This window comes from Desulforhabdus sp. TSK (assembly GCF_022836495.1).
Taxonomy (GTDB): domain Bacteria; phylum Desulfobacterota; class Syntrophobacteria; order Syntrophobacterales; family Syntrophobacteraceae; genus Desulforhabdus.
The window spans coordinates 70,198-96,382 of record NZ_BQXM01000008.1; the positions used below are offsets into that span (position 1 = coordinate 70,198).

Genomic DNA, 26,185 nt, shown 5'->3' on the forward strand with positions numbered 1-26,185 from the left:
AGCCGATGACGGAGAAGGAAATCAAGCAGAGACGCGATCCTGCCCTATCGAAGCCTGAAATGGATGACATCAAACGTCTCATCACCGTAGGCAAGGAAAAAGGCTATCTGACCTATGACGAGGTCAATGAAGCCCTGCCCGAAGAGCTGGTGTCCGCTGAAAAGCTCGATGACATGATGATGATCTTCGATGAAATGGACATCGAGATCGTGGATTCCGAGCAGCAGGTGCAGGTGGTTCGGGAGAGCTCCGGTGCCGATTCGGATTCCCTCATGGACGGCGACGATGAAGAAATGCAGATGGAGGCGGACGCCACCGCCCGCGTGACGGATCCCGTCAAGATGTATCTTCGTGAGATGGGGCAGGTGTGCCTGCTCACGCGCGAAGGGGAAGTGGAAATCGCCAAGCGCATAGAGGCGGGAGAGCGGGCCATCTTCAACGCCATCATGGAATCGTCCATCGGAATCAAGGAGATCATGCGTCTCAAGCACAGGCTGGAAGAAGACAGCCTGCGACTCCACGACGTGCTTCGCGAAGTGGATGAAGAGATGACCGAAGAGGAAGAGGCCAGCCAAAAGGGCAGGGTCATCGGCATGTTGGAGGAAGTGCAGCGCCTGGATGAAGAGAACAAAATCATGCAGACCAGGCTTCTCAGCCAGGACCTCAGTCCGGAAGAGGATCTTGCGCTGAAAGAGCAGCTCCAGACCAACAAAGAAAAAATCATCGCTCTTCTCAAGGGCCTGCAGCTCAGCCGGCGACACATTGACAGCATCATCAACAAACTGCACCAGTGCCTGCACGACATCGACAAGTCCGAGCGTGAATTGCAGGATTGTCTCCTGCGCTGCGGCAAGCCGTTCCAGGAGCTCAAGCCCCTTTACGATGCCGCCCTGGAAGATCCGTCGCAGGTGGAAGCCTGCGCATGCTCCCTGGGACTGTCGGGCGAGGAGTTCATGAGACTCGCTTCCCTTGCCATCGAGGCTAGAGATCGCATCACCGAACGTGAGCTGGAAGCGAAGCTCGATTCCAAATCCCTGCGGCAGATCCTGCGCCGGGTGGACGACGGCACTGTGCGCGCCAAATTGGCCAAGAGCGAGCTCATAGAAGCCAACCTTCGGCTGGTTGTCAGCATCGCCAAGAAATACACCAACCGTGGACTGCAGTTTCTGGATCTTATCCAGGAAGGCAACATCGGCCTCATGAAGGCTGTGGACAAATTCGAATACCAAAGGGGTTACAAGTTCAGCACGTATGCCACCTGGTGGATCCGGCAGGCCATCACCCGGGCCATTGCTGATCAGGCACGCACCATCCGAATTCCTGTTCACATGATCGAGACGATCAATAAACTCATTCGGACCTCTCGTTACCTCGTCCAGGAACTGGGCCGGGAGCCCACGCCGGAGGAAATCGCGGAAAAGATGGAATTCCCTGTGGACAAGGTACGGAAGGTTTTGAAAATCGCCAAAGAGCCCATCAGCCTCGAGACTCCCATTGGAGAGGAGGAAGACAGCCACCTGGGGGATTTCATTGAAGACAAACGTGTGGCGTCCCCTGTGGATGCGGTCATCAATCTGAACCTCAGTGAACAGACGCGCAAGGCTCTGGCCACCCTGACGCCAAGGGAGGAAAAGGTCCTCCGGATGCGTTTTGGCATCGGTGAAAAGGCGGACCATACCCTCGAAGAGGTGGGACAGGATTTCGCCGTTACGCGGGAGCGTATTCGGCAGATCGAAGCCAAAGCGCTGCGCAAGTTGAGGCATCCCAGTCGCCGCAAGGAGCTCCGGAGCTTCATCGAGACCTAGCACAGTGAAATCCGGCGTCCAAAAGGTTTGAATTTGCGTGAATTCCGACTTGCCGGCAGGACGATGGCAGCTTCAAAGCCTCAATATATCTGCCATCCAGGAATTAGCTTGACAAGAATCGGATGGTCTTTTTAAATAAGCTTCGCCTGAAGGATTGGTTTTTTGAGGGCCCATAGCTCAGTTGGTAGAGCCACCGGCTCATAACCGGTCGGTCCCTGGTTCGAGGCCAGGTGGGCCCACTTCGCAAGATAAAGAAGCCAATGAAATCTATTGTATGCAATCTGTCAAAACCAGTTGGAGGATCTTCGAGAGCGGAGGCGGCAAACCCCTGCCAGGGGGTGGGTGGAAAGCCGGAAGCCTCGGATCTCGAGGGATACAGACGGTGTAAATCATGATGGGGGTGCTCCTGATAAGGAGCACCCCCATACTTTTTGGGGGCAAGGCGAAATGGCGCAAGTAAAAGATGTCCTGCGGTGGATCGATGTGCATGCTCCTTTTCGGCATGCGGAATCCTGGGACAATTGCGGCCTTCAAGTGGGTGATCCTCTCGCCCGCGTGGAGAGAATCCTTGTGGCCCTGGATGCCGCTTCCTGGAGCCTTCAAGAGGCGGAGGAACAGAACTGTCAATGCCTCGTGACGCATCACCCTCTGATTTTTCGCCCCCTCAGTGCAGTGCGCGCCGATTCCTTTCCCGGGGCGCTCGTGATCAGGGCTCTATTGAAAGGAATTCATATCATTGCCGCGCATACGAATCTGGATGCCGCCAGGGAGGGGACCAACGCGCAATGGGTGAAGCTCCTGGCTCTTGAATTCGCTGAGCCTTTGGAAGCGGATGCCTCCTGGCGCGATGATGCGGCTTATGGTGGAATGGGCCGGCTGGGAGTTTTGCCTGAGAGAATCACCTTAAAAGCTTTTGCCAACCGGGTCGAAACGGTACTCGGAGGCGCGAAGGTGCGTGTAGTGGGAGACCCGCGTCGGGAGGTGAGACGCATCGCCCTCTGCACGGGAAGCGGCGGCAGCCTTTTGGAAAAGGTCATTGCCGCTGGGGCCGAAGTCTATGTCACGGGGGACGTCAAGTATCACGAAGCTCAAAGAGCTGTGGAAGCGGGCTTGTGTATGGTAGACGCGGGGCATTTCGCATCGGAGCGGCTGATCGTTCCACCCCTTGCCCAATACCTGGCGTCACAGGGGAGGGAAGAAGGACTTCCTGTGGAGGTCCTCACGGCTTCTTCGGAGCGGGATCCTTTTTGGAGCCTGGAGTAGCCCGTCTGCGGCTTGTGCATGATGGAAGGGACGGTAGCTGGAAACGGGATGAAAACAATGAAGAGCGACATTTTCTGAAATGTTGCGTGCCGGGCGGTGGGGATGGCCGACCGGCCTGAGAGGAGGTTTCACTTGCTGGAACAGCTCAAGTTTTTGATTGAATATCAGATCCTGGAGAACAAGAGGGCAATGCTGGCGCGCAACTGCGAAGAAGCACCCCGGCGTATTGCTGAACTTGAGAAGGAATTCGGTCACTTCGAGGCGGAGTTCATTGCCAGGAAGGCCGATCATTCGCACGCTCAGGAGACACATCGTGCGTTGGAACAGGCCATCGCGGACCTGGAAGCCAAGATCGCGCGCAGCAAGAAGCGCATGAACGAAGTGAAAAACAACAAAGAATATCAGGCGATTCTTAGAGAGATCGACGACTCCAAGAAGGAAATTTCCTCCAAGGAGTCAGAAGTCCTTGAGGTGATGGATAAAATCGAGACTCTGGGTGCCGAAGTTCAGGAGATGGAGAAGGCTCTCGAAGAAAGGCGTAAGAAGTTGGATTCGGACTGTCTGGAGCTTCGTACGGGAATGGAGCAGCTGAAAGAAAAGCTCGAACGCCTGCAGGCCTGCCAAAAAGAGGTGGAAGTGAAGTTGGAGCCCAACCTCCTCCGGCGCTCCAACTTTTTGTTCGTGAAGCAGGCAGGTATTGCCGTGGCTCCCGTGGAGAACGGTGTCTGCCAGGTCTGCCATCTTAATATTCCCCCACAGAAATTCATCGAGCTTCAGCGCGACGAAACCATCATGCAGTGCCCCCACTGCCACCGCTTTCTCTACTGGCCCGGTCACGAAGCGTATTGTCTTTCGGAAGATGACTACGGGAACCTGTGACATTCTGCCGCCAGCGCTCTTTGTGGAGCAGTTTTTGCTGTTTTTTCGCTGGAATGTGTTCATGAATGCGAAAGTGAAAGAATGATCAAGGAAAAGGGTTGCCATTTCAAGTGGGCTGTAATATGACAGGGTCGCCTTGGGGACGGCTTCCCCTTGAGTCTATTATTTTTAGAGAGGATTCAGGTTCATGGCCACATATGGTATGAAGATCTTTGCGGGCAACAGCAATCCTGAGCTGGCTGTGCAGATTTGCGAGTCGCTGGAGATCCCTCTGAGCAGGTCCCTCGTGACGACGTTCAGTGATGGTGAGATCCGGGTTGAGATCGGAGAAAATGTCCGGGGGGCCGATGTCTTTGTCGTGCAGACCGGTTCTCCCCCGGTGAACGATCACTTGATGGAGCTGCTGGTGATGATCGACGCCCTCAAGCGTGCTTCCGCGCGAAGAATCACGGCGGTGATTCCGTACTACAGCTATTCGCGCCAGGATAGAAAAAACAAGCCGCGCGTTCCCATTACGGCCCGCCTTGTGGCGGACCTCATCACCCGAGTCGGCACGCACCGGATTCTTACGGTGGATTTGCATGCCGGCCAGATCCAGGGCTTTTTTGATATCCCCGTGGACAATCTTTATGCTTCTCCCATCTTACTTCCCTACATTCGTGAACATTTCAACGGGAATCTGGTCATTGTGTCCCCCGACGCCGGCGGGGTTCCCAGGGCTCGTGCCTATGCGAGCCAGCTCAAAGCGGGGCTTGCACTCATCGACAAGCGCCGAGCCGAGGTGAATAAGGCAGAGGCATTGAACATTATCGGTGAAGTGGAAGGAAAGACGGCTGTTGTTCTGGATGACATGGTGGACACGGCAGGAACCCTGGTGGAAGCTACCAAGTCGCTGCTGGAAAAGGGCGCGAGGGAAGTCCACGCCTGTGTGACCCATCCCATACTCTCGGGTCCTGCGGTGGATCGCATTGAAAGCAGCCTCTTGAAGAGCCTGGTGGTGACAGACACGGTGCCTCTGAGTCCCCAGGCCTCTCACTGTGAAAAAATCAAATGTGTTCCAGCGTGCAGGCTTTTTTCCGCCGCCATCCGGAACATCCATAACGAAGATTCCATCAGCACCCTTTTTGAAATTCTCCATTAGCTCGCGGGGAGCCGCCAGTGGAACAGCCCTGTCGTTCTGCGGCGGATCCACGCAGTTTTGCCATGGAAAAATCCTCGTACGTCTATGATATCGATGATCGTCCCCCACTGAAATATACTCTGGTCTTTGGGCTTCAGTGGGCGATCATCATGTTTCCTGTTCTCATCATCGTGACCACTCTTGGAAGCAAGGCGCTCCAGATGGACACGGCGGGGGAGACTCGTTTTTTTCAGCTCACCCTGATGGTTTCGGGAATCTTCACCCTGGCTCAAAGCCTTTGGGGCCATCGCTATCCCTTGCTGGATGGGCCCGCGACGGCCCTCCTGCTCACCTTTATTGTGCTGGCGCCCCTAGGCATTGGAGCCATTCAGGGTGGGACGATCCTTGGAGGAGCTCTCCTGGTTGGTGTCGTCCTGTTGGGCCAATTGCAGAAGGTCATTGCCCTCGCGACGCCCAACGTCGTGGGGGTCATCCTCATGCTCATCTCTTTTTCCATGCTTCCCTATATTACCCACACTCTCATCGGCATCGAGGGGGCCCAATCCACAGGGGACCTGCTCACCTTCGTGGTGAGTCTCATCCTGGTGGTATTCATGGCGGCCCTGTCTCACTGGTTGAAGGGATTCTGGAAGACCATCGTTCTGGTGCTGGGTATGTGCTTGGGGACCACGATTTTTTCCATACTGGGGGCAGCCGGCTGGGAGAGAGTTTTAACGGCCCCCTGGGTTTCTGTTCCTCCAGAGTGGATCCCTGCCCGCCCCCATTTCTACTGGCCGGCCGTGCTGGCTTGTGCGTCGTCTTATCTGGCAGTGGTGGTCAACAGCTTGGGGAGCTTTAACGGCATTGCCATTCTGACGGATATGAAAAGGCTTCCACGGTCCATCTCCCGAGGGATTCTCTTCAATGGGCTTGGAGGAATTTGCTGTGGATTGTTGGGGATTGTGGGGACCGTAAGCTACAGCCTCAGTCCTGGTGTCGTGCTGGCCAACCGTGTGGCCAGTCGCTACACCACGGCCTGCTGCGGCTGCCTTCTCCTGGCGGCCGCCTTTGTGCCCAAGCTGGCCATGCTGCTGGCTTCCGTCCCTTCCCCCGTCGTGGGGGCAGTCCTCTGCGTGGCCATGGGAGCCCAGGTGGGTGCAGGGCTGGCCATCATTTCCAGAGAGAGCATTTCCAGTCGTGACTATTATGTTGTCGGGCTCCCACTCATTGTCGGGACATTGGTCAGCTTCCTCCCTGGTCCCTTTATTAATGCGATGCCGGCCGGTCTCCGTGTCTTCCTGGGCAACGGTTTTGTCGTGGGCATCACTCTCGTCCTGCTGCTGGAGCATGTCCTCATGAGGAAAAAGTAGCGCATGGTTATGAGTCGGGGGACGAATCGTCCCGGAGTCTCGAAAAGGAGAAGCGATGGCTGACCGCTCGCGTGTTTCCTGTCCACGGTGTGGGGCACCCGTTCATGTATACCGGAATCCTTTCCTTGCCGTAGATATTGTGATCCGGATTCCAGGGCGTGGAATCGTGCTCATCGAACGTAAGAACCCGCCTTACGGCTGGGCTTTGCCCGGAGGTTTCGTGGATTATGGCGAGAGCCTGGAGGCGGCCGCTCACAGGGAGGCTCTTGAAGAAACCGGCCTGGAGCTGGAAGGGATGGAACAGTTCCGTGCCTATTCCGACCCCGGTCGCGATCCCCGACAGCATACGGTGAGTGTCGTGTTCACGGCTCTCGGCAAGGGAGATCCCCTGGCAGCGGACGATGCGAAGCATCTGGAGGTTTTCCCTCAAGACCGGCTTCCGGATACCCTGGCTTTTGACCATGCGCAGATTCTCTCCGATTGCCTGGAGCATTTGCGGCATTTGAAAAAACTTTAAAATATCAAAATTTTTACACCAACGAGGTCAGGCGATGCCCATGGATGAAGAGAAGCAGGAAGATTTCAGCAGTGAAAAAGTCTCGAATGTCACCACCTGGGTTTACGATAAAACGGGCGAATGTATTGAGAAGCCGCAGTGGGTGATCCAGGAGCGTCCAGTGACCCTCTATGTCAACGGCCGTGAAATGGTGACTCTCCTCTGTGCGGGACACCATCTGGAAGAGCTGGCCGTGGGGTTTTTATTTGCGGACGGCTTCCTGCAATCGTATGAAGATCTTGAAAAAATCGAGGTGGATGCTGAAACGGGAAAGATCGACATTGTTACCCGGGCGGACACCTCCATTCCGGAGCAGCTCTGGATGAAGCGCACGATCACTTCGGGGTGCGGCAAAGGAACGGTCTTTTATTATGCCCTGGATGCCCTGCTGAGCCGCAAGATTGAAGGGAACGTGAAATTTTCACCTTTGCAGGTTTTGGAGCGGATGGAAGAAATGCACCGGATGAGCGAAATCTACCGGCACACCCATGGAGTTCACAACACACTCCTTGCCACTCCGGAAAGAATTCTGCTGTTTCGAGACGACATCGGTCGTCACAATGCTGTGGATATGATGGTGGGACATGCCTTTTTAAACCGAATGCCCTTAGACGACAAAATGCTCATCACTACCGGACGCCTGACCTCGGAGATCCTCATCAAGGCAGCCAAAGTAAACATTCCGGTCCTCATCAGCCGCAACACGGCCACGACACTCGCCATCGAACTGGCTCAGTCCCTCAATATCACCCTCATTGGCTTCGTCAGGGCAGGGAAATTCACCGTGTACAGCGGCAGGGAGCGGATTGTGGAATGAGGAGTATCGTGGCTCCTCTGTACCGTGGTTTCCGAGCCCAATCCTCTGCGCAGCGGGGCGCAGGGGACTTCCCCGATGGAATCCGGCACCCCTCGCCTGGAAAGCAAATTTCGGTCCTCCTGTTATTCTCCCCTTGAACTCAGCTGCCAAACGAACCATAATGATCTTCAAAAGCATTTGAAGGCCATTCAAGTTCTGTATTTTTCCATTTTTCTTCCTACCAAGCTTCGTGACCTGTGGGGCACGAGGGTGCTGAGAACTATCATTTTCAGGAACTTGGAATGAACTGGGGTGCGCCGTCGGATTGGAGCTTGTTTCAGGCGCAATGAATGAAACCTCATCAAGAGAAGGGAGAGTTCGATGAAACAGTTTGGAGCTGAGTTCGTGGGGACATTTTGGCTGGTGCTTGGGGGATGCGGGAGTGCGGTTCTCGCGGCGGCCTTTCCCAATGTGGGAATCGGACTCCTGGGAGTTGCCCTGGCCTTCGGTCTGACAGTGTTGACCATGGCTTACGCCATCGGACACATCTCGGGTTGTCATCTCAATCCCGCCGTATCCGTGGGACTCTGCGTCGGGGGTCGTTTTCCCGCAGACAAGCTCCTCCCCTATATCGTCGCTCAGGTCCTGGGAGCCATCTGTGCCGGCGGGGTCCTCTACATCATTGCCAGTGGGAAGGCCGGGTTCGATGTAGCGGGGGGATTCGCGTCCAATGGCTATGGCGCTCATTCGCCGGGAGGATACAGCTTTCTTGCGGCTCTCGTCTGTGAAGTCGTCATGACCATGATGTTTCTCGTCATCATCTTGGGGTCAACGGACAAGCGTGCACCGCAGGGATTCGCTCCCATCGCCATCGGCCTGGGCTTGACACTGATTCACCTCATCAGCATTCCCGTCACCAACACCTCCGTGAATCCTGCACGCAGCACGGGGGTCGCCCTCTTTGTAGGAGGTTGGGCCATCGCACAGCTATGGCTTTTCTGGGTCGCTCCCATCGTCGGCGCAGTGCTCGGCGGGATCGTCTATCGTATCGTGGGGAAAGAAGATTAAATTTTCTGACGGGGCAGGCGCGAAGAAGAGCGCCTGACCCGGGAAATGGCCCCTGTTGGATTTTGCTGCCGGGCCGTCCAGCACTTCAGTGCTTTGGATCACTCTCTTGTGTGGATGCCTGCCTATGCCACGATGCTGAGGGTGCTCCGACCTCCACGCTGTTTTTCCAGTCTTATCTGAGTGGGGATTTCGTCGGCCAGGCGTTTCACATGGGAAATGACGCCCACTGTCTTTCCGTTGGCCCGCAGTCCTTTGAGGGCTGCCATCACCTTGTAGAGCATCTCATCGTCCAGAGCGCCGAACCCTTCGTCCAGAAAGAGGGATTCGATCTTGCGATCCTTTCCCGCCATGTCCGCAAGTCCGAGAGCCAGACACAGGCTGACCTGAAAAGACTCTCCACCCGAAAGGGTCTTGGTGGCTCGACAGGTTCCCCCATGAAGAGCGTCTTCCACATGCAGTCCCAGCCCTTCCTCGGAGAGGGCTCGAAGGTGATAGCGGCCGTTCAGGGATTCCAGGTGCTGATTGGTGCGATCCAGCAACCGCTCGAACATGAGGCGCTGAAGCTTTGTCTTCACGGCGACGGGGTCCCTGGATGCCAGCGCCTTTTCCTCTGCAACGGTGTGGGCGTAGATCTTCTCCTGTACCGCTACTGCATCGAGAGCGTCCCGACGCATGCGATCGGCTTCCCGCAGTTCCCTCAGGGAGCGATTTGCAGCGTCCAGTTCCTCCTGAAGCAGTTCGCGTTGCTTTTCGGCCGCTTCAATTTGGCTCTGGAGGGCTTCAGGAAGTTTCGTCCCCAAATCTTGGGAACGGATGGAGGCCAGCTCTGCTTCCACGGCTTCGCATTGCGACCGTGCCTGCTCCAGGGTCTGTTCAGCGGCCTTCCAACGTTCCGTAACGGCTGCCTCCGCTTCCAGTAAAGCAACAGTGCGCTTCAAGTCTTCCAGGGATTTGAAGTCGAGGGGCACGGCCTTCTGCAAAATGTCTTGTTCTGCCTGCTGCAGGGCAGCCTGGGCAGACTCCTCTTTTTCAACCGATTGGGGCCAGGTTTGTTCATGTTCGGAAAGCGCCCGTCGGAGGCGATGGATTTCCGCTGACAGCGCTGCCTGCTCTTCGGTGGCGAGAGTCATTCGGCTCTCCAATTCCTTGTCTTCCTGAACCGGATTCTCTCCCTGGAAGAGCGCGTTATGCTCCGCCTTCAGCGCAGCAATCCGCTGTTGGAGCGTTTCCACGGCAGATCCCAAGCCCTCGGTTTCTTCTCGCAGTTGAGAGATCTCGGGGGGCAGATTGCTGCGACGGGCTTCCAGAGTCTCCATCCGACCCGCCAGAGCTTCCTGTTCGCGCAACTGGCGTCGATAGGTCGCAGCGCGTTGTTTGAGTCGCTGGATGAGCTCTGCTTCCATCCCCTGAGTCGGCAAAGCATGATCAAAGGGAAGGATTCTGCCGCCCAACTCCTCGCGCGCGGCTGCTTCACTTCCCTGGAGCTGTCTCAGGGTGTTTTCGAGATCGGTCAATGCCTGAACCTGCAGGGCATGGGCATCCCGGAGACGGTCTCTTTCCCGTTCTCTACGGGACACTTTTTCGTTCAGACGCTGCAGCTTGCGCTCGGACCATGCCGAGCCCCATTTGCGCCATCGAAGGGTTCTAATCAAAGACTTGAGGCGCTTGAGCTCCCTTTGAACGGATAGCAGATCTTCTTTGACGGCATCTGGATCGGTGATGGACCATTCCCCGCCCACCCGGGCGCAAAGATCCAGCCAGGACTTTTGGAGGGCCTCCATCCGGCCGGCTTTCGGCTGGAGGGATTCCTTTTCGGCTCGAAGCTCCGACAACCGGGTACGCAGGGCGTCGACTCTGTCCTGTTGCTCCTGCAACGCCCGCTCCTCGGCGTCAAAGTCAGGAGGCCCCTGCTCCACGTAAGGATGGTCCAGCGCTCCGCACAGGGGGCACGGGGCTCCTGTCTTGAGAATAGAGCGGTCGGGTGCGTATCTCGCCAAAGCCTCCAGCCATCGCGCCCTTTCTTCCCACTTGGCCAGTTGTGCCTCCTCGAGGGAAAGGGAATGCGCCAGGGATTCCTCCTGGCTTGCCATCTGGGCGAGAGTGCCCAACGGGTCTCCCCCGGTCGTGAATGCATGGTATTCCTGCCCGATTTTCAACAGCTGACCGCAGGCAGCCAGGCGCTCCTTCAGTTCTTCTCGCTTTGCCAGTATGGATTCAAGGGTGTCTGTGCCGAGCAGCCGGGTCGTACGCTCTTCCCGTTTATCCTTGCGGGCCCTGCTCTCTTCCAGTTGCACCAGAGCCTTCTGCAACGCATCTTCGTCGCGTTTTAAATCCGCTGCCGCCTGCTGCTCTGCCTTGAGCGCTGCCGCCTGGTGAATTTTCTCCTCACTCAGCTGGCGGCGTATTTCCTGGAGTCGTTCCCATGCGTCCTCGATGCCGGGCAATTCAGCTTCGAGGCCGGCATCCAGGGAGTGATCCACCAGCCATTGCTGCATTTCCCGCTGGTGGCTGCCGACTTCGTTAAACTGTTTTTCCACGTCGGACTGCTGCTGCAGCTTTTCCTGCAGAATGCGCTGGTAGGCTTCGTAGCGCGAGACTTCTTCCAGGAAGCGGGCACTTTCCGCCGCAATATCCTGGTCCAGCTGCTGGGCTTTTTGGACGTCGGCGGAACGGGCGCTCCGCTGAGCTTGAGCCTCCTCCAGTCTCTGTCGACTCTGAAGAAGTTGTGCTTCCAGCTCCGCCAGCCGACCTCGATGCAATTCCATCTCGGCTTCCAGGCTACTCAACGCATCCCTGGCCGTTTCCGCTTCCAGTTGAAGAGCGTTGAGGCGTTCCGTATCCTCACGCAAGGGGGCAGCCTTTGCGGCCTCTTCCAGGCCGTAGATGTCCTTCTGAGCCTCAGCGGCACGGGCCTCGGCCGATGCCAGAGCTTCTCGAGCCGCCTCTGCTTTCGCTTCAAGGTGATCCATGCGTCTGCGCAATTCCAGCGTGCGTTTCAGTTCCCCCAAAAAACCATCGACTTGCTGCAGCTCCCCTTCCGTCTCCTCCAGAGATGCTGTCAAAGTGTTCAAGCGGTCTTTGTCGGCTGAGGGCAGCTCTTCTGCGGCCTCCTGGAGTTGGAGCAGTCTTTCATGCTCGGCCCTGGAACGGGTATGGACGGACTGCTCCAGCTCTTGAGCAAGCTCTGGCCCGATGATCTTTCCCAGCATTTCGGAACGCTCGTTCTCAAGAGCGTTGAGAAAGGCCGAAAATTCCCCTTGCGCCAGAAGGATCGATCGGCAGAAGCGTTTGAAATCGAGCCCCGTCAGCTCGGCCACTCGGGTGCGGACCATGACGACCCGGTCTTCCAGCAGAGTTTCCCTGCCGTTGAGGCTGACGATCTTCATTTCGGGGCTTTCCGGCGCTTGGCCGTTTTTGCGGACCGACCACCGGCTCCGATATAATTGCCCCCCTACGGAAAAAGTCACTTCCGAAAAAGAGTCTGAGGAATCCTTGTTGATGAGGCTTTTCTCGGGGTCCTTCATACGGGGTGTTTCGCCGTAGAGAGCCAGGGTGATAGCGTCGAGTACACTGGTTTTGCCGGAACCGTTCGGACCCACTATGGCGAAGAGGCCCGTATCCGACAGGGGAGGGCGGTCGAAACGGATTTCCCAGACCCCTTGGAGCGAGGCGATGTTTTTGAAATGGATGCTGACGATCTTCATGATTCACCTCCGCCGAAAATGTGCCAGATGGCCTGCAGGTCCACCGCAATTTGGAGCTCTTGCCGGATCGTTGCCGCAATGTTGATCATGGGCATATCATGGACATTTCATCGGTGCCAAGAGAAAAATCCTCCGGCATGAATCCGTGACGACTGGGGGCGGGAAGAAACTGCTGAGAGCTCCCGCAGCGGGCATGTTGGGGGGATGAATGCGCCTGCAATCCGTTGCCGATGAAAAATCTTTTCTGAGCAAACAGGTTATATTTGGATTGTCACCGGGTCACCGGCTATAGTGTCACTTTTCGCAGTGTGTGGTGAGCTTGTTGGGTTGGTCGCTGTAGGGCACAGAAGCCCTGACGTTTGCTGGATGAGGAAGGTTTTGCATGTGGACGCAAATGTGGCAGTTTTTACGACGAGCATGGCGGAATGAGGCTGAAGAAGTAGCAGCGCCCGTCGACAGGACTTTGCAGGAGTTGCAGGCTCTAAAAAAAATGCTTCGCAAGCAGTCGGCTTTCCTGGAGGAAATGCGCCAGGAATGGAATGAGTACACCGTGAAGGAGATCCGAGCCCATCTCGATCCTTTGACGGGCTTTGCCGACGCCTTTTTTTATCTGGATCAGTCTCTCCGTGAGGGGGAGTGTTTATCGCCCCAGAGGGGCGAAGTCCTGGAGATCGTCTGGGGCAGGCTGGATGAGCTTCTTGCCTCAGCTGAAGTGAAAATGGTTCGAGAGGCGTCCATCCCTTTCGATGCCCGTTTGCACGAGGCTCTGGAAAAAATTTCTCAGGGCGATGGCCGCCTTGAGGTGTTGCGCACAGTGCAGCCCGGCTACCTGTACCGGGATCGAGTGATCAAAACGGCCAGAGTGATCGTCGGGACAGCTCAAGACAGTCAGCCTTTTCAACAGGGAGTGAGGGAATGATGGGAGAAATCATCTGTGGAATCGATCTGGGAACCACGAATTCGGTCATTGCCTGCCTCGATCAGGGAAAACCTGTAGCCCTTTCCCTTGAGGAGGGTTCGGCCATTGTCCCATCCGTCGTCAGTCTCGATGATGCGACGGGGCAGCTGTTGGTAGGCCGGGCGGCGCGGAATCGCCTGGCGGCTTTTCCTGACCATACCATACGATCGGTAAAGCGACTCATGGGGCAGGAGGCATCGATCCATCTGGGGACTCGAAATTTCACGCCGGAAGAAGTTTCTTCTCATATATTGCACTACCTGGTAGAGAATGCTTCTAAAACTCTCGGACAGTCGATTCAGAAGGCGGTCATCACGGTTCCCGCTTATTTTGACGATGCGCAGAGGCGCGCCACCATACGGGCGGGGGAATTGGCCGGCCTGGAAGTGCTGCGCATCATCAATGAACCGACTGCCGCCGCCCTCGTCTACGATCAGGTCTCATGGGAAGAGCCGGACGACAGTCCCTATATCATGGTGTATGACCTGGGAGGAGGGACGTTCGACGTCTCGATTCTTGAGCTCAAGGGCGAGATCAAGGAGGTTTTGGCTTCCTGTGGCAACTCCGCCCTGGGAGGGGATGACTTCGACGAGCGCCTCAAGGATTTTTTCCTGCGCCACCTCAAACAGAAGACGGGTTACGAATTGCCCGAAGATCGCGCCCTCAGCGTCAGGCTCAGGGATATTGCCGAACGAACCAAGATCGCCCTGAGCGACCGACCTTTCTTTCTGGTCGACGAAGTGGCCGTCGCCTTCATTGACGGCGAGCCGGTGAATCTCAGGCTGGAGGTGAGTCGCAGTGAATTCGAAGAGATGACGCGCGATCTCCTGGAGAGCACCCTGGAGAAGGTGACGGAAGCTTTGCAGGAGGCAAGCCTGGAGCCGGAGGATATAGGCAGAATCATTCTGGTGGGTGGGGCCACGCGCATGCCGGAGGTGCAGGCGAGTCTTTCCGAGATGTTCGACCGGCCCATTGCGCACTCTCTCGATCCCGATCTCTGTGTGGCGTTGGGAGCGAGCGTGCAGGCCGGGCTCATAGCGGGCGAGCCCCTGGGGCATATCCTCCTCGATGTCACCGCACATTCCCTGGGGGTAAGAACCCTCCATCCGTATGATTTCACAGATAGCGCCAACGACCACTTTTCGGTCATTATTCGGAGGAATACGCGTATTCCCGTGAGTCGGGCGGAGCTCTATTACACGGTGGACGACCAACAGCCCAAAGTCGATGTGCAGGTGTATCAGGGGGAGAGCCCATACTGCAGGAAAAATACCCTCATCGGCGCCTTCGAATTTCCCTTGAAGCCTGCGCCGGCCAACAGCCCCGTAACCGTGGAATTCGCCTATGACCGGGAAGGCATTGTCCATGTCTCGGTGGACCAGAAAGGGTACAACAACAGCAAGTCGGTGACCCTCAACGTACGGCAGAAAACTTTGCAGACCGAAAGTGAGGCGGAAGGTCTGGTGGAAAAACCCGTCAATTACATTTCCGAAAAGGCGCGTCGGATATTGGCCGATGAGCGGTTGCCCCAGGAACTGAAGGATGCGCTGATAAAGCTCACCGGGAAATACGAACAGGCAGTCCTGGCGGGTGACGATGATGCCCTGATCGACGAACTGGAAGATCAGCTCCTGGAGAAAATCGAACAGGCCGAAGAGGGGTTCGAGACCATTGGCTAAAAAAAAGGCGAGAAAAGTCGATCGTACTATCGAAAAACTTCTGCGCACCGGGCGCTACTGGGAATGGTTGAAGGAGGTAGAATCCCAGCACCGTGAGGCTCAGTACGCCCAGGAATACGCTGAAGTCTGGAAGAGCCTCGTGCGTAAAGCACTTCGGGATCCGCGGAGCTTTCAAGAGTTTTGTGAAGAGGTGAAAGTGGTAAAACATCCGCCGAATTCTCAGGATGTCGACTTTTTGATGACGCTGGCGGGGTTTATCGACGGCAAACGGTCCGTGGAGGACCTGGCGGCTTTGAAGGGACTCGGGCAGCCGGCGGAGACTTTGAGGCAAAGAGCCCTCTCCTGGAAGGACGACTGGGCTTCCCTGGAGCGCATGCGAAAAGATTTGCGGGTCTTTATGGTCCAGCCGCAAAAGGTGACAGCCCGCTATTACGAACAGGCGGGGCTTCATTTCGCTGTTCCGGGCTTCAGGGAGACTGCCGCATTGATGGCGGAGGATATAGCGGCCGTTCGGCGGCTCAACAGCAAGAGCGGGGTGGAAAAGGGCTGGAAGGTTGTCCATTTCTTTGAACTGAACGAGATCGATGCCTCTCTTGCCGAGGGCATGGCTATTTACCCACAAACCTTATATCGCATATTGATCCATCCTTTTGTCTGGAACATGGCAGTGCTGATGGAACGGCTTTCGAAAGAAGGGAATTCCGCGTCCATGGCGAAGCTGGTGCGGAACATCCCATTTTTGTTTCGGCAGGCGGCAGGGGATAAGGCTGAAACAATTCTGGAAGCATTGAGAGCTATTCATCCTGAAGCCATGGCCGATGCGAGTGCTGCTCAGTTGGAAGCAGAAATTGATTCGGCCAGGTTCGAAGAAAAGGTGATCCTCCTGGACAGGCTGCGAGGAAGGCTCAGAGAAAAATCCCAGGCGGCACAAGATCCCCTCGATGAGATCTTCGGTGAATTGGAAGAGGATGAGGAAGAGACCGAGAAGCTTCATGAGGCGTTTCGCAGGCTGTTTCAAAAAATTTTGAATGAAATTGAACAAAGATCAAAAGAGATCGGCCCTCGGGATGAAAGAGAGCTCCGACGCGTCATGGATCAAATGCTCGTGAAAGATATAGATCTCCTCATCGATGCCCCCGACCGGTCATATGACATGGCCAGGCTGTTTTCTCGCCTGGCGGCGGCGAGATGCCTTGGCAAACGCATGGGTTTATTTGCCCTCATAGTCGCAGCGGCAACACGTTCAACGACGCTCCAGTCTTCTGCCCAGGAAGCTTTGGACCGGTCTGCTCCTGTCACCGGCGAAGATCTGCATTGGGTACTGGAAAAATCACCTATGCTCCATTTCCCGCAGTTGGGTGTGCTGAAACCCCTGTTGGACCGCTTTCGGGAGGATGGGGAGCTGCTGGGACTGATCCTTCGAGGGCTCTTGAGTGAATTATGGGAATTCGTGTTCATATCTACCTTTGCCATGGATCCTATGGGAATGCACAGCAAACGGGGGAAAAAAACAGATCCAAAGGTGGAGAGAATCCTACAAGGGCTGCGACAGGAATCGGCCGGACTGAAAAACTATACCGAATTTCACCTTATCCCGGCATTTCTCGAATGTTTTAAGGGCGGCACCTACACTCAGGAAAGCTTTCTCCAGTGGTTGAGCTACTTGAGAGAGAACTGCGAACATTACCTGTCATTCGTTGAAGACGAGTTGCAGCATTTGGCAGGCTGGAAGGCCGGGGAGGAAAACCTGTTTTTGATGATGGCCGGCCTGACGGTCTCCGTCGAGGGGGCGGTGTTGACCGTGTTCAAATTCCTGAAGGAGCATAGTGATGATTGGGTTATGGCCGATATCCGTGTTCTCGAGAGACTGGTGGACAATATGCTCGCCTTTAAACCTTTATTGAAAAAGGATACGGGAGTTCTGGTTCGCATGGGTGCCGTGCTGCAGAAGCGCTTCGATGCAGGCGAGCGGGAGGTCGCTCCCTTGATGGAAACCGTGAAGCTTACACTGAAGGAAATCGCGTATCCTGAAAGGCGGGTTGGCAGGAGAAAGGGGAAGAAAAGACCGTGACGCGCGAAGAAGCTCTGAGCAACCTCAATCTGCCTCCCAACGCAGGCAGAGAGGAGATCGAGAAGGCCTATCAGCGAATGGTTCGGCGGTATCCTCCGGAGTTCCACCCAGAAAAGTTCCGTCAAATCGATGAAAGTTATCGGATGCTCACCTCCCTGCCGTTTCTGCTGGAGAGATTGCTTGCTCACAGGTTGACAAGCGAGGAACTGGATCCGGAGTTGTTTTCGTTTTCGTGCACTCTGCCCGAATCCTCCCTGGAAGATGCGTTGCAGGAACTGCGGAGGGAGCTCCTGATGGACTTTTTATGGGCGGTTCCGCAATCCGTTGAAAAGGCGAAGCATCCCAAGAAGCAGAAGAAGCCGGCCCAGCGCTGACTCTCTGTTGGAATTGACAAATATCATGTAGATACGAAGGAGTACCTTGGATCATTCGGCTGCCGCTGCAGAGCAATTCAAACACCGGGGTGAGATATCGACCATCCAGGCTCTTGGAAACGGCAACATCAACGACACCTTTCTTGTGACCCTGGATGCGGGGAATGAGAGACACTTCGTCCTGCAGCGCATCAACACGCATGTGTTTCGACACCCTGATCGGGTGATGCGCAATATCCGAACCTTCACAGAGCACATGCAGGAACGGCTGAAGTGTGAGCCTCCGGCCGGCGGGCGTCGGTGGGAGGTTCCCCGTGTACTTCTGACAGGTGAGACCCGGGATCACTGGATCGATCCCGACGGATCGTTCTGGCGCGCCATCAGCTTCATCCATTGCACCCGGTCTTTCGATACGGTCCAGGGTTCCTCCCACGCGGAAGAGGTCGGTCATGCCCTGGGCATGTTTCATCGGCTTCTGAGCGACCTGCCCATTGCCCGCCTCCTGGATACCCTCGAGGGGTTTCACATCACACCGCGCTATCTTCATCATTATGACTCTGTCCTCATTCGGGGAGACTCCGTGAAACGATCGCCGGAAATGGAGTACTGCGTGAGGTTTGTGGAGGAGCGCAGAGCCTGGGCGGGTGTTCTGGAGAATGCCAAAGCGCGGGGCAGTCTTTTACTCCGTCCCATACACGGCGACCCCAAGGTGAACAACGTTCTGGTGGACTCTCAGTCAGGGCAGGCTGTCGGCATCATCGACCTGGATACGGTGAAGCCCGGTTTGGTGCACTATGACCTGGGGGACTGTCTCAGGTCCTGCTGCAATCCCTCGGGGGAAGAGACGGAGAGTTGGGAGGGCGTGCAATTCCAACCCGATCTCTGTCGAGCCATCCTCAAAGGCTATGCCCCCCAGGGGAAAGCATTTCTCTCTGGCGCCGACTACGCCTATTTTTATGAGGCCGTGCGCCTCATCGCCTTCGAACTGGGGTTGAGGTTTTTTACGGATTATCTGGAGGGAAACGTTTACTTCAAAGCCTGCCATGCGGAGCACAATCTCAATAGGGCTCTCGTCCAGTTCAAGCTCGTTGAAAGCATCGAAGCTCAGGCGCCTTCTATCCGAAGCATCATTGGAGACATGCGATGAGCTGTCGGAATTTTTCCCTCGAGCCCCATCCCGCAGGGCCCTTACTGCCGGGAGCGAAGATCACGGGCAGCGTTCAGCGCCGTTTCAACCGGTTGACGGTGAGTTACGTTCTTTGGGTTCGCATGGAGGATGTCTTCATTTCCCCCCGGGATGGATTCGCTCTGCGGCGAAGGGGGTTATGGGAATCGACGTGCTTCGAGTTTTTTGTAGCCCCACTGGACGATCCCCGGTATTGGGAATTCAACCTTTCTCCGTCGGGGCATTGGAACGTTTTTCGGTTTGACGGTTACCGGCAGGGTATGGAGGAAGAACCATCCTTTGAATCCCTTGTCGTGGCCACCCACACCCTGCCGGGCTCCTTTCACGCGATGGTTGACCTCGACCTGGGAAAAATCGTTTCTGACACTCGGACGCTGCAGGTCGCAGTCAGTGCCGTTCTCCAGCACAAAGACGGCGAGTTGAGCTTCTGGGCTTTGACTCATGGTGGCTCCCGTCCCGATTTCCATGATCGGGACGGGTTTGACATCGTCATTTGAGGAGGCAGGGGAGAAATATGCTCGATAGCTCCCGTGACCGGCGAAGTCACATGGAAGGATGAAAAGTCTTGATGACGGCATTTTCATATAAAGGTACAAAACTTTCGAATTGATGGTTCCCTTTTTTTGTAGGAGCGGCATCCTGCCGCGACAGTGAGCCGGTCGCGGCAGGATGCCGCTCCTACAAAAAAGAACTTTTCAATCCTTTGCAGAAGAGCAATGCTCCAAAAGGCCTGCCCATTCTGCACAGGAATACGCCGTGGGGAATTTCAAGTTCATGTCCCCATCTGGCTGAGCGTTTTGCCGGAGGTTCGATACATGCAAATCTGGGTGGATGCCGATGCCTGTCCTGCCGCTATCAAGGATATACTCTATCGCGCAGCGGAACGGCTAAAGGTATCTCTTGTACTTGTAGCCAACAAACTTTTGAAGACTCCTGCCTCGCCTTTCATCCGCACCATCCAGGTGCCGGCGGGATTCAACGTGGCGGACAATCACATCGCGCTCCAGGTGGAGCCTGACGACCTTGTGATCACTGCGGATATTCCCCTCGCTGCAGCCGTCGTGGAGAAGGGGGGCTATGCCCTGGATCCTCGAGGTGAGCTCTATACCCGGGAAAATATCGGGCAGCGACTGACTCTACGGGATTTCATGGATGGGTTGAGGGGCGCCGGAGTTGACACGGGTGGACCTCCTCCCCTCCACAAGAATGATCGGAAGGCCTTTGCCGATGAGTTGGACCGCTTCCTGAGCAAGCGCCTCAAGTCATGCGCCACAGCATCAACCCATCTTACTTGAATCCATATTTCTTTAGCTTGTATCGAAGCATTCTCTCGCTCAGTCCCAGCTGGCGGGCTGCCTGGGACTGATTGGTGCCGCTCTGCAGCAAGGCATCGCCGATCATGCGACGCTCCAGGTTTTCCACCGCCTGCTGGAGAGTTTCGCCGGGCGGACTTGGATCAGGCTCTACCGTGGGGCTGCTCCCTGAGTTGAAGGCCTCAGGAAACGCAAGGTCTTCCCGCGAAATGATATGACCCCGGCAGACCACGACAGCGCGCTCGATGATGTTTTCCAGCTCGCGGACATTGCCGGGATAGTCGTACCGGGTGAGGAGATCGACGGCCTCTCGGCTGATTCCCTCGATCTTACGATGGTTTTCCAACGCGAATTTGCGTGTGAAATGTTCCAGGAGTGGACCAATGTCCTCTCGGCGTTCCCGGAGAGGCGGAATCTCCATGTGGATGACATTGATGCGGTAAAAGAGGTCTTCACGAAAGGTGCCCTCTTTTACCCTGGCATCCAGGTCCTGGTGGGTGGCGCTGATGATGCGGACGTCGGCCTTATGGGTCCTTTCGCCCCCCACCCTCTGGAATTCTCTTTCCTGAAGAAAGCGCAGAAGCTTGACCTGCACGGGTAAACTGAGCTCACCGATCTCGTCCAGAAAGAGTGTGCCGCCTTCGGCCTGCTCGAAGCGGCCGATTCTGCGCTGTATGGCTCCTGTGAAAGCCCCCTTCTCGTGCCCGAAGAGCTCGCTTTCCAGGAGTGTTTCGGGCATGGCTGCGCAGTTCACCGCAATGAGGGGCTTGTCGGAGCGCGCGCTGAGATTGTGTATCAGGCGCGCCAGCAATTCTTTGCCGGTTCCGGTCTCCCCTTCAATGAGCACCGTCGCCTGGCTGGGGGCGATGCGCCCGGCAAGCTGGATGAGCTTGGCCATTTTCTGGCTGGTATATTGAATGGTGTTGGTGGAGACCCCTTTGGCTTTCAGTTCCTGCCGTAGGATTTCATTTTCCCGCAGGAGGGTCCGGTGCTCGGCGATACGAGCGATACTCATGGAAAGCTCGTCCAGGTCGATGGGCTTGGTCAGGTAATCGCTGGCTCCGGCTTTCATGGCCTCTACAGCCGTTTCGATGGCGCCGTATGCCGTGATGAGTATCGCTTCCAGGTCCGGGCAGAGCTGCCTGGCGGCCTTCAGCACTTCGATACCGTTCATGCCGTGCATGCGAAAATCGAGAAGAAGCAAATCGAAGCTGCTGCGCTTTAAAAGTTGAAGGGCCTTTTCTCCGTTCTCGGCCTCCTGAATGCGATGGCCTTCCTGCAGGAGGGAATCGCGAAGCATCTCCCTCTGGAAGGGCTCGTCTTCAACAATGAGTATATCCAGTTCTTTCGGGCTCAAATCTTCATTCTCCGTGGATGAAAGGAACAGGGACCGTCCCTCATGCGTCAATGTTGTTGACTTAACGTCACCCCGGTGAAAACCGGGGTCCAGAAGTCTTTATTTTCCTGGATTCAGGCTTTCGCCGGAATGACGATATTTGGTCAAGTTATCGACATTGCCCTCATGCGTTCCCCGTTGCGCGGGGAAGCAGAATTTCGAAGACAGACCCCAGCTTGGGCTTGCTGGTCACCCGGATCTCTCCCCCATGGGCCGTGATGATTTCACTGGCGATGGCCAGGCCCAACCCCGTTCCTTTTTCCTTGGTGGTGTAAAAGGGGTCGAAAATCTTCCGCTCCTCCCCCGCGGGAATGCCTGTTCCACTGTCTCGAATGCGAATGCAGACCACTCCCTTGGATGGCTCTTCGCAGCTTACGAAAATCATTCCATCACCCGGGATGGATTCTACGGCGTTGCCGATGATATTGAGCAATGCCTGTTCCAGCTTGTGTATGTCCATGAGTACCGTATGGTTTCCCTCTGCCCAGCGCTTGCGGATTTCGATGTTTCGGCTTTTCGCTTCCTCCTGGACCAGAGAGAGGATCCTTTCCAGGAGAAGCACGACCGGCTGGGGCCGCAGTTCCAACCGGGAAGTGCGTGAGAGGCCGAGGAATTCTTCGATGATGGTATTGAGGCGCTTGATCTCGTCCCTCAGAATGCGCGTGATTCGCTCATAAGCCTCCCGCTTTTCCTGTGTCTCGGGTCCAAAATCCCTCCGAATGCGCTGCACCGCCAGACTGATGGCATTGAGGGGATTGCGGATCTCGTGTGCGACTCCCGCCCCGAGCTTTCCCAGGGCGGAGAGCTTTTCAGCCTGGTACAGCCGTTCGCGCATGGTCTGCATACGGGAGATGTGGTGATTTTGAGTCTGGTACAACAGCCCCATGGCCAGCAGACCGATGAGGAGCATGAGGCCCGTCCAGAGGAGAATGTGCTGCCTGTTTTCCAGAAGGATCTGATCGGTTTCCAGGGTCTCCATCCCAATTCTCATGGTGCCGAACACTTCATTTTCCAGGATCATGGGCATGGAAAATTCCAGGAACTGCGCCTCCCCCATCTGGACGCACTGTCCTGCGGGATTGCTGGAGCCACCCACGACCTGAGTGCTGAAAATGCATTGTTCCAGGCTCTCCACGGAAACACTTCCTGCCTGGGCCAGCAGGCGGCCCGAGCGATCTTCCACGGCAAAATAAACGACTCCCCGCCCCAGCTGCATGTGCTCCATGCTGTTCTGAACGGCGATATTCCAGGCCCATGCCATGAGGTCTTTACGGTTCAGGACCAGGAACACCGCCCCCTCGCTCTTCTTGCGTCGGATCCCTACAAATCCCAGGTAGTCTTCGCGGGAAATCCCTTGAAACAGGTGCAGCACGATTTCGTTGCTTCCTTGAGCCAGTGAAGCGGCCTTCTTGAGGAGGTGGGGGGGGACTGGACCCTTTTGGTAAAGGGGATTCCCTTGTCCATCCACCAAAAGGAGGGCCTGAAAATGTTCGGGGAGAGTCAATGCCTGCAATCCATCGACGCCTTCGGGGTGCTTTGCCTCCTGGAGATCCACCGCCCTGGCGGCATTCAACAATGCGTTGACGAGGGTTTCGCGAAGTGAGGTGGAATCATCCTCGGGAGAGAATCCTGCGAAAGGTCCGTGCAATCCTTCATCGCTTTGCACGAGGCGGTTGAATTTTTCCTGGAATGCCTTTTGAGTCACTTCAAAGACGTAATGGGCCTTGTTCTTCAGGGTCTTCAGGAGCAGATCTTCCACGCGCCGCAGGTCCAGCATGGCCATGGCAAAGAAAAGCATGACGAAGAGAAGGAACACCAGGGCCATGGCAACGGGCTGCAAAAAGCGGGGTTTTGGTTTTCCAAAAGCTTCCAGGGAGGGCATTCGAGGTCGTTCTTTCATTTGGTCGCTCCATTTTCCCCATTGCATCAACGGCATCAGTCCGCCGGGCTTGCGTCTGTGGAGAGAGCAGAAAGGCTTTTCTCCGTTCCAATGGGGCGGTTTTGACTTGTACCACAACTCCCAGTCTCAAAACAGGGGGAATGGCTTCTGCAGGGCGACAATATTGTCGAAATCCGGGGAAAGAACGTCAAAATTCTACGGAGCACTATAAAATATTTAATTCTAGATACTTAATATTTTCTATCCTCAGGGGGATCGACATTTATTGCCGAAGGTCTCCGTCCGGATTTTGTGCTCCACCTCACGATTGCTTCAACCGAAAGAGTATGATTCCAGGCGTTTAGAATCAACACCCTCCTCCTGGCATGGGATCTGCAAAAATATGTGAAAAAAAGCTTATCCCAATGTGACGTGCCTGACTCGATGCAACGGAGGTTCAAAGGGAATTCAACATGACAAGGTATGGGGTCTGTGTCGCTGTGCTGGTTTTGTTCTTAGGGTTGGCCACGGCGCGGGGAGCTGAGGGAGAGCCGGCTTCCTGTCCGCATTTGAAGCCGCCGTATCCTGCGTTCTTGAATCTGTCCGAGGAGCAGAGGACTCGCATTGATTCCCGGCAGAGGGCCTTCACGGATGAAATCAGCAAGCTGCATGACGAGCTATACAGCAAGAAAATGGAGCTGAAGGACCTCTGGGCTACGGCGCGCCCCGACCTGTCGGCCATAGCTTCCAAGCAGAGAAAGATCAGGGAGATAGCCTCCAAAATTCAAGAATTAGCAACAAGGCACCAGCTGGAATGCCGTGAGATCTTGACGCATGAACAGAGAGAAAAGCTCGTGTCGCTCGATTCAGAGAGAAGCTCCATGGGTGACTGAGAGGCTGCTGAATTCATGTCTTCACCGAATCCAAGTGAAGAGACTCGTGTATGTAAAGGATCGGTTGATTAAGGATGCTGTTTCAATATAAGGAGGGGAACGACGGATGATGGGGACATTGTGTACTGCGGATTTGTCGTATTGGCCGTTATATTTGAACCGCACAATTCTTCGAACCCGAGGATTCGACTGGCTGAAATTTCCGCTCCTGAGCTTCGCTGCCCTGTTGGCAGTCGGATGTTCAACCACTTCCACGCAGCACACGGCGCCTTCTTCCGTGGCCATGCAGACGCAAAACAAGGCTCAGGGCAATCAGGTTTCCGGTACAGATTCCGCTTCCCCCAAATCAGAGCTTACCATTCCAGATCACCCCTCCATCGATGCATGGACCCTTACCTACTCCGAAAAAAAGCACAAGTCCTTCCAGACGCTATTGCAGCGTGCCGAAGAGTATGTGCTTCCGGTCCAGGAGATTTTCGCGGAGCGTGGACTCCCCAAAGACCTGGCCTATGTTGCCCTGGTCGAGAGCGGCTTTACCCCTACGGCACGCTCTCATGCCAATGCGGTGGGAATGTGGCAATTCATTTCATCCACGGGTAAGCGTTTTGGACTCGAACAGAATCGTTACGTAGATGAAAGAAGGCACCCTTTCAAATCGGCCCAGGCTGCAGCAGAATATCTTTCAGTCCTTTATGATCAGTTCGGGTCCTGGGAATTGGCTCTTGCAGCCTACAATGCCGGGGAGAACGGCGTCCAGGCCGCCCTCGATCGGAGTGGGCTGTCCACTTTCTGGGAGCTGAGACAAAACGGCTACCTTCCAGCTGAAACTCGGGACTACGTTCCCAAATTTTTGGCCAGTGTTCGCATCATCCGGGATGCCAGCCGCTATGGGTTTTACTACGAGCCCCGTCCCTATGATCCTCCCCATGAAATTGTGTGCGTACCGGGCGGCGTGAAGCTTGCCTGGCTGGGTGAGAAAATCGGCGTAGACGAAGCGGTGCTCCGCAAGAAGAACCCCGAGCTCTGCTCCTCCGTGACCCCTCCCGTGAATGGGTATTCCCTTTGCGTGCCCCGGGGAAAGGCGGATGCCGTTCTAACGGCCCTGACCGAACCGCAGCCTTCCCGGGAAATGCCGGAAGAAATCGCTTTCAAGGCCGAGTCGTCTAACCTGCGATACAGCGATCCTGAGCCGCCGGTAAAGTCTCCCGCAGTCGGCGACGTCAACATCTCCCGACGGGATGACGACCGGAAGAGCAGCAATGCCGTCCAGTCGGTAAAGGTTTCTGCCAAAAGTGATATCAGTCCTGCCCGAGGGGATGAGGATCGGAAGAACACCGTTTCCACCCCTCCGATCACGAAGACACCTGCCACTCCCGTGGTCGGCAAACTGGCGGTTCCTGCCGAGCCTGTGAAGGCAAAGTCCCGCAAAGAGGCTCCTCGCAAGGCAGTTGACGTGAAGCTTGCGTCCGTCAAGCAGACTGCCGCCAAGCCCGTCAAGGTTGATAAGAGCGAGCGCGTTGCAGCGATCGCATCGAAGGGATCTTCTCGTACGGACCAAAAATCCCAGAAGGTCATATTTTACCCAATCCGCCGTGGAGACACGGTAGAATCTCTTTCCGCGCGATTCCAGGTCTCGGTGGATTCGCTCTGCTCCACGAATAAATTGAGTCGCGCTCAGAAATTGACCCCGGGCAATACCCTCATTATTTGTACCGAAGAGCATGGTATGGGACGTTCGGACAGGAAACGGGCGGATTAACATATTGGTTTCGTTTCAGGAATGACGGCGAAGGCCGGCATCGAGAAGATACATTCTCTTCCCGGTGCCGGCCTTCGTTGCTGTGATGCTCGGATATTTTCCATGGGAAAAAAGGG

Annotated in this window: 20 protein-coding genes and 1 tRNA gene; 18 read left to right on the forward strand and 3 right to left on the reverse strand. The window is 55.7% G+C overall.

All coding sequences use genetic code 11. The features are described 5' to 3' along the window. Positions 1 to 5 precede the first annotated feature (5 nt). The 9 genes from rpoD (at position 6) to aqpZ (ending at position 8,857) form a co-directional block, all read left to right on the forward strand. The gene (gene rpoD, locus MWC30_RS06705; protein WP_256461225.1) at positions 6 to 1,805 is read left to right on the forward strand and encodes an RNA polymerase sigma factor RpoD; all 1,800 of its coding nucleotides are present in this window, start codon (positions 6 to 8) and stop codon (positions 1,803 to 1,805) included. Positions 1,806 to 1,971: 166 nt separating this feature from the next. Then, positions 1,972 to 2,044: transfer RNA gene (locus MWC30_RS06710), tRNA-Ile, on the forward strand. A 208-nt stretch (positions 2,045 to 2,252) separates the two neighbouring features. Further along, positions 2,253 to 3,068: a Nif3-like dinuclear metal center hexameric protein gene (locus MWC30_RS06715; RefSeq protein WP_244083391.1), complete on the forward strand. Its 816-nt coding sequence runs from the start codon at positions 2,253 to 2,255 to the stop codon at positions 3,066 to 3,068. Between the two features lie 132 nt (positions 3,069 to 3,200). Continuing rightward, the gene (locus MWC30_RS06720; protein ID WP_244083392.1) at positions 3,201 to 3,947 is read left to right on the forward strand and encodes a zinc ribbon domain-containing protein; all 747 of its coding nucleotides are present in this window, start codon (positions 3,201 to 3,203) and stop codon (positions 3,945 to 3,947) included. A 187-nt stretch (positions 3,948 to 4,134) separates the two neighbouring features. After that, positions 4,135 to 5,088, forward strand: coding sequence for a ribose-phosphate pyrophosphokinase (locus MWC30_RS06725; protein ID WP_244083393.1), 954 nt, complete (start codon positions 4,135 to 4,137; stop codon positions 5,086 to 5,088). A gap of 17 nt (positions 5,089 to 5,105) precedes the next feature. Beyond that, positions 5,106 to 6,437, forward strand: coding sequence for a uracil-xanthine permease family protein (locus MWC30_RS06730; RefSeq protein WP_244083394.1), 1,332 nt, complete (start codon positions 5,106 to 5,108; stop codon positions 6,435 to 6,437). Positions 6,438 to 6,492: 55 nt separating this feature from the next. Further along, positions 6,493 to 6,954, forward strand: coding sequence for an NUDIX hydrolase (locus MWC30_RS06735; RefSeq protein ID WP_244083395.1), 462 nt, complete (start codon positions 6,493 to 6,495; stop codon positions 6,952 to 6,954). A 40-nt stretch (positions 6,955 to 6,994) separates the two neighbouring features. Continuing rightward, the gene (gene fdhD / locus MWC30_RS06740; protein ID WP_244083396.1) at positions 6,995 to 7,810 is read left to right on the forward strand and encodes a formate dehydrogenase accessory sulfurtransferase FdhD; all 816 of its coding nucleotides are present in this window, start codon (positions 6,995 to 6,997) and stop codon (positions 7,808 to 7,810) included. A gap of 360 nt (positions 7,811 to 8,170) precedes the next feature. Next, positions 8,171 to 8,857 (forward strand): aquaporin Z, encoded by a 687-nt coding sequence (gene aqpZ, locus MWC30_RS06745; protein ID WP_244083397.1) that lies wholly within the window; start codon positions 8,171 to 8,173, stop codon positions 8,855 to 8,857. A gap of 122 nt (positions 8,858 to 8,979) precedes the next feature. On the opposite strand, the gene MWC30_RS06750 is transcribed toward aqpZ, so the two are convergent. After that, a complete protein-coding gene (locus MWC30_RS06750) occupies positions 8,980 to 12,561 on the reverse strand; it encodes an AAA family ATPase (protein ID WP_244083398.1) in 3,582 nt (1,193 codons plus the stop codon). Positions 12,562 to 12,943: 382 nt separating this feature from the next. Here MWC30_RS06750 and MWC30_RS06755 point away from each other — a divergent pair, with 382 nt between their 5' ends. The 7 genes from MWC30_RS06755 (at position 12,944) to MWC30_RS06785 (ending at position 20,124) form a co-directional block, all read left to right on the forward strand. Next, positions 12,944 to 13,480: a nucleotide exchange factor GrpE gene (locus MWC30_RS06755; protein ID WP_244083399.1), complete on the forward strand. Its 537-nt coding sequence runs from the start codon at positions 12,944 to 12,946 to the stop codon at positions 13,478 to 13,480. Then, the gene (locus MWC30_RS06760; protein WP_244083400.1) at positions 13,477 to 15,198 is read left to right on the forward strand and encodes an Hsp70 family protein; all 1,722 of its coding nucleotides are present in this window, start codon (positions 13,477 to 13,479) and stop codon (positions 15,196 to 15,198) included. Before MWC30_RS06755 ends, MWC30_RS06760 begins: the two co-directional genes overlap by 4 nt. After that, a complete protein-coding gene (locus tag MWC30_RS06765) occupies positions 15,191 to 17,269 on the forward strand; it encodes a hypothetical protein (RefSeq protein ID WP_244083401.1) in 2,079 nt (692 codons plus the stop codon). Before MWC30_RS06760 ends, MWC30_RS06765 begins: the two co-directional genes overlap by 8 nt. Continuing rightward, positions 17,266 to 17,643 carry a hypothetical protein gene (locus tag MWC30_RS06770; protein ID WP_244083402.1) on the forward strand — a complete coding sequence of 126 codons (378 nt, stop codon included), beginning with the start codon at positions 17,266 to 17,268 and terminating at the stop codon, positions 17,641 to 17,643. Before MWC30_RS06765 ends, MWC30_RS06770 begins: the two co-directional genes overlap by 4 nt. A 46-nt stretch (positions 17,644 to 17,689) precedes the next feature. Beyond that, positions 17,690 to 18,790 (forward strand): phosphotransferase enzyme family protein, encoded by a 1,101-nt coding sequence (locus MWC30_RS06775; protein WP_244083403.1) that lies wholly within the window; start codon positions 17,690 to 17,692, stop codon positions 18,788 to 18,790. Then, positions 18,787 to 19,326 (forward strand): DOMON-like domain-containing protein, encoded by a 540-nt coding sequence (locus MWC30_RS06780; RefSeq protein WP_244083404.1) that lies wholly within the window; start codon positions 18,787 to 18,789, stop codon positions 19,324 to 19,326. The genes MWC30_RS06775 and MWC30_RS06780 overlap by 4 nt, the downstream gene beginning before the upstream one ends. Before the next feature lie 318 nt (positions 19,327 to 19,644). Next, positions 19,645 to 20,124 carry a YaiI/YqxD family protein gene (locus MWC30_RS06785; RefSeq protein ID WP_244083405.1) on the forward strand — a complete coding sequence of 160 codons (480 nt, stop codon included), beginning with the start codon at positions 19,645 to 19,647 and terminating at the stop codon, positions 20,122 to 20,124. Here MWC30_RS06785 and MWC30_RS06790 read toward each other — a convergent pair. Further along, positions 20,117 to 21,499, reverse strand: coding sequence for a sigma-54 dependent transcriptional regulator (locus tag MWC30_RS06790; RefSeq protein WP_244083406.1), 1,383 nt, complete (start codon positions 21,497 to 21,499; stop codon positions 20,117 to 20,119). The two genes, MWC30_RS06785 and MWC30_RS06790, sit on opposite strands and share 8 nt — an antisense overlap. A gap of 163 nt (positions 21,500 to 21,662) precedes the next feature. Then, the gene (locus MWC30_RS06795; RefSeq protein ID WP_244083407.1) at positions 21,663 to 23,438 is read right to left on the reverse strand and encodes a PAS domain-containing sensor histidine kinase; all 1,776 of its coding nucleotides are present in this window, start codon (positions 23,436 to 23,438) and stop codon (positions 21,663 to 21,665) included. Between the two features lie 452 nt (positions 23,439 to 23,890). Here MWC30_RS06795 and MWC30_RS06800 point away from each other — a divergent pair, with 452 nt between their 5' ends. Together MWC30_RS06800 and MWC30_RS06805 are read left to right on the forward strand one after the other, a co-directional pair. Then, entirely contained in the window at positions 23,891 to 24,310 is a 420-nt protein-coding gene (locus tag MWC30_RS06800) for a Spy/CpxP family protein refolding chaperone (protein WP_244083408.1), read from the forward strand. A gap of 106 nt (positions 24,311 to 24,416) precedes the next feature. Continuing rightward, positions 24,417 to 26,069 (forward strand): transglycosylase SLT domain-containing protein, encoded by a 1,653-nt coding sequence (locus MWC30_RS06805; RefSeq protein ID WP_244083409.1) that lies wholly within the window; start codon positions 24,417 to 24,419, stop codon positions 26,067 to 26,069. Positions 26,070 to 26,185 lie beyond the last annotated feature (116 nt).

What these genes read in the sequence shown, in the direction of transcription:
- rpoD (WP_256461225.1), top strand. Translation starts at nt 6, where the DNA reads ATGACGGAGAAGGAAATCAAGCAGAGACGCGATCCTGCCCTATCGAAG.
- MWC30_RS06715 (WP_244083391.1), top strand. Translation starts at nt 2,253, where the DNA reads ATGGCGCAAGTAAAAGATGTCCTGCGGTGGATCGATGTGCATGCTCCT.
- MWC30_RS06725 (WP_244083393.1), top strand. Translation starts at nt 4,135, where the DNA reads ATGGCCACATATGGTATGAAGATCTTTGCGGGCAACAGCAATCCTGAG.
- MWC30_RS06735 (WP_244083395.1), top strand. Translation starts at nt 6,493, where the DNA reads ATGGCTGACCGCTCGCGTGTTTCCTGTCCACGGTGTGGGGCACCCGTT.
- fdhD (WP_244083396.1), top strand. Translation starts at nt 6,995, where the DNA reads ATGGATGAAGAGAAGCAGGAAGATTTCAGCAGTGAAAAAGTCTCGAAT.
- aqpZ (WP_244083397.1), top strand. Translation starts at nt 8,171, where the DNA reads ATGAAACAGTTTGGAGCTGAGTTCGTGGGGACATTTTGGCTGGTGCTT.
- MWC30_RS06750 (WP_244083398.1), bottom strand. Translation starts at nt 12,561, where the DNA reads ATGAAGATCGTCAGCATCCATTTCAAAAACATCGCCTCGCTCCAAGGG.
- MWC30_RS06755 (WP_244083399.1), top strand. Translation starts at nt 12,944, where the DNA reads ATGTGGACGCAAATGTGGCAGTTTTTACGACGAGCATGGCGGAATGAG.
- MWC30_RS06760 (WP_244083400.1), top strand. Translation starts at nt 13,477, where the DNA reads ATGATGGGAGAAATCATCTGTGGAATCGATCTGGGAACCACGAATTCG.
- MWC30_RS06780 (WP_244083404.1), top strand. Translation starts at nt 18,787, where the DNA reads ATGAGCTGTCGGAATTTTTCCCTCGAGCCCCATCCCGCAGGGCCCTTA.
- MWC30_RS06785 (WP_244083405.1), top strand. Translation starts at nt 19,645, where the DNA reads ATGCAAATCTGGGTGGATGCCGATGCCTGTCCTGCCGCTATCAAGGAT.
- MWC30_RS06795 (WP_244083407.1), bottom strand. Translation starts at nt 23,438, where the DNA reads ATGAAAGAACGACCTCGAATGCCCTCCCTGGAAGCTTTTGGAAAACCA.
- MWC30_RS06800 (WP_244083408.1), top strand. Translation starts at nt 23,891, where the DNA reads ATGACAAGGTATGGGGTCTGTGTCGCTGTGCTGGTTTTGTTCTTAGGG.
- MWC30_RS06805 (WP_244083409.1), top strand. Translation starts at nt 24,417, where the DNA reads ATGATGGGGACATTGTGTACTGCGGATTTGTCGTATTGGCCGTTATAT.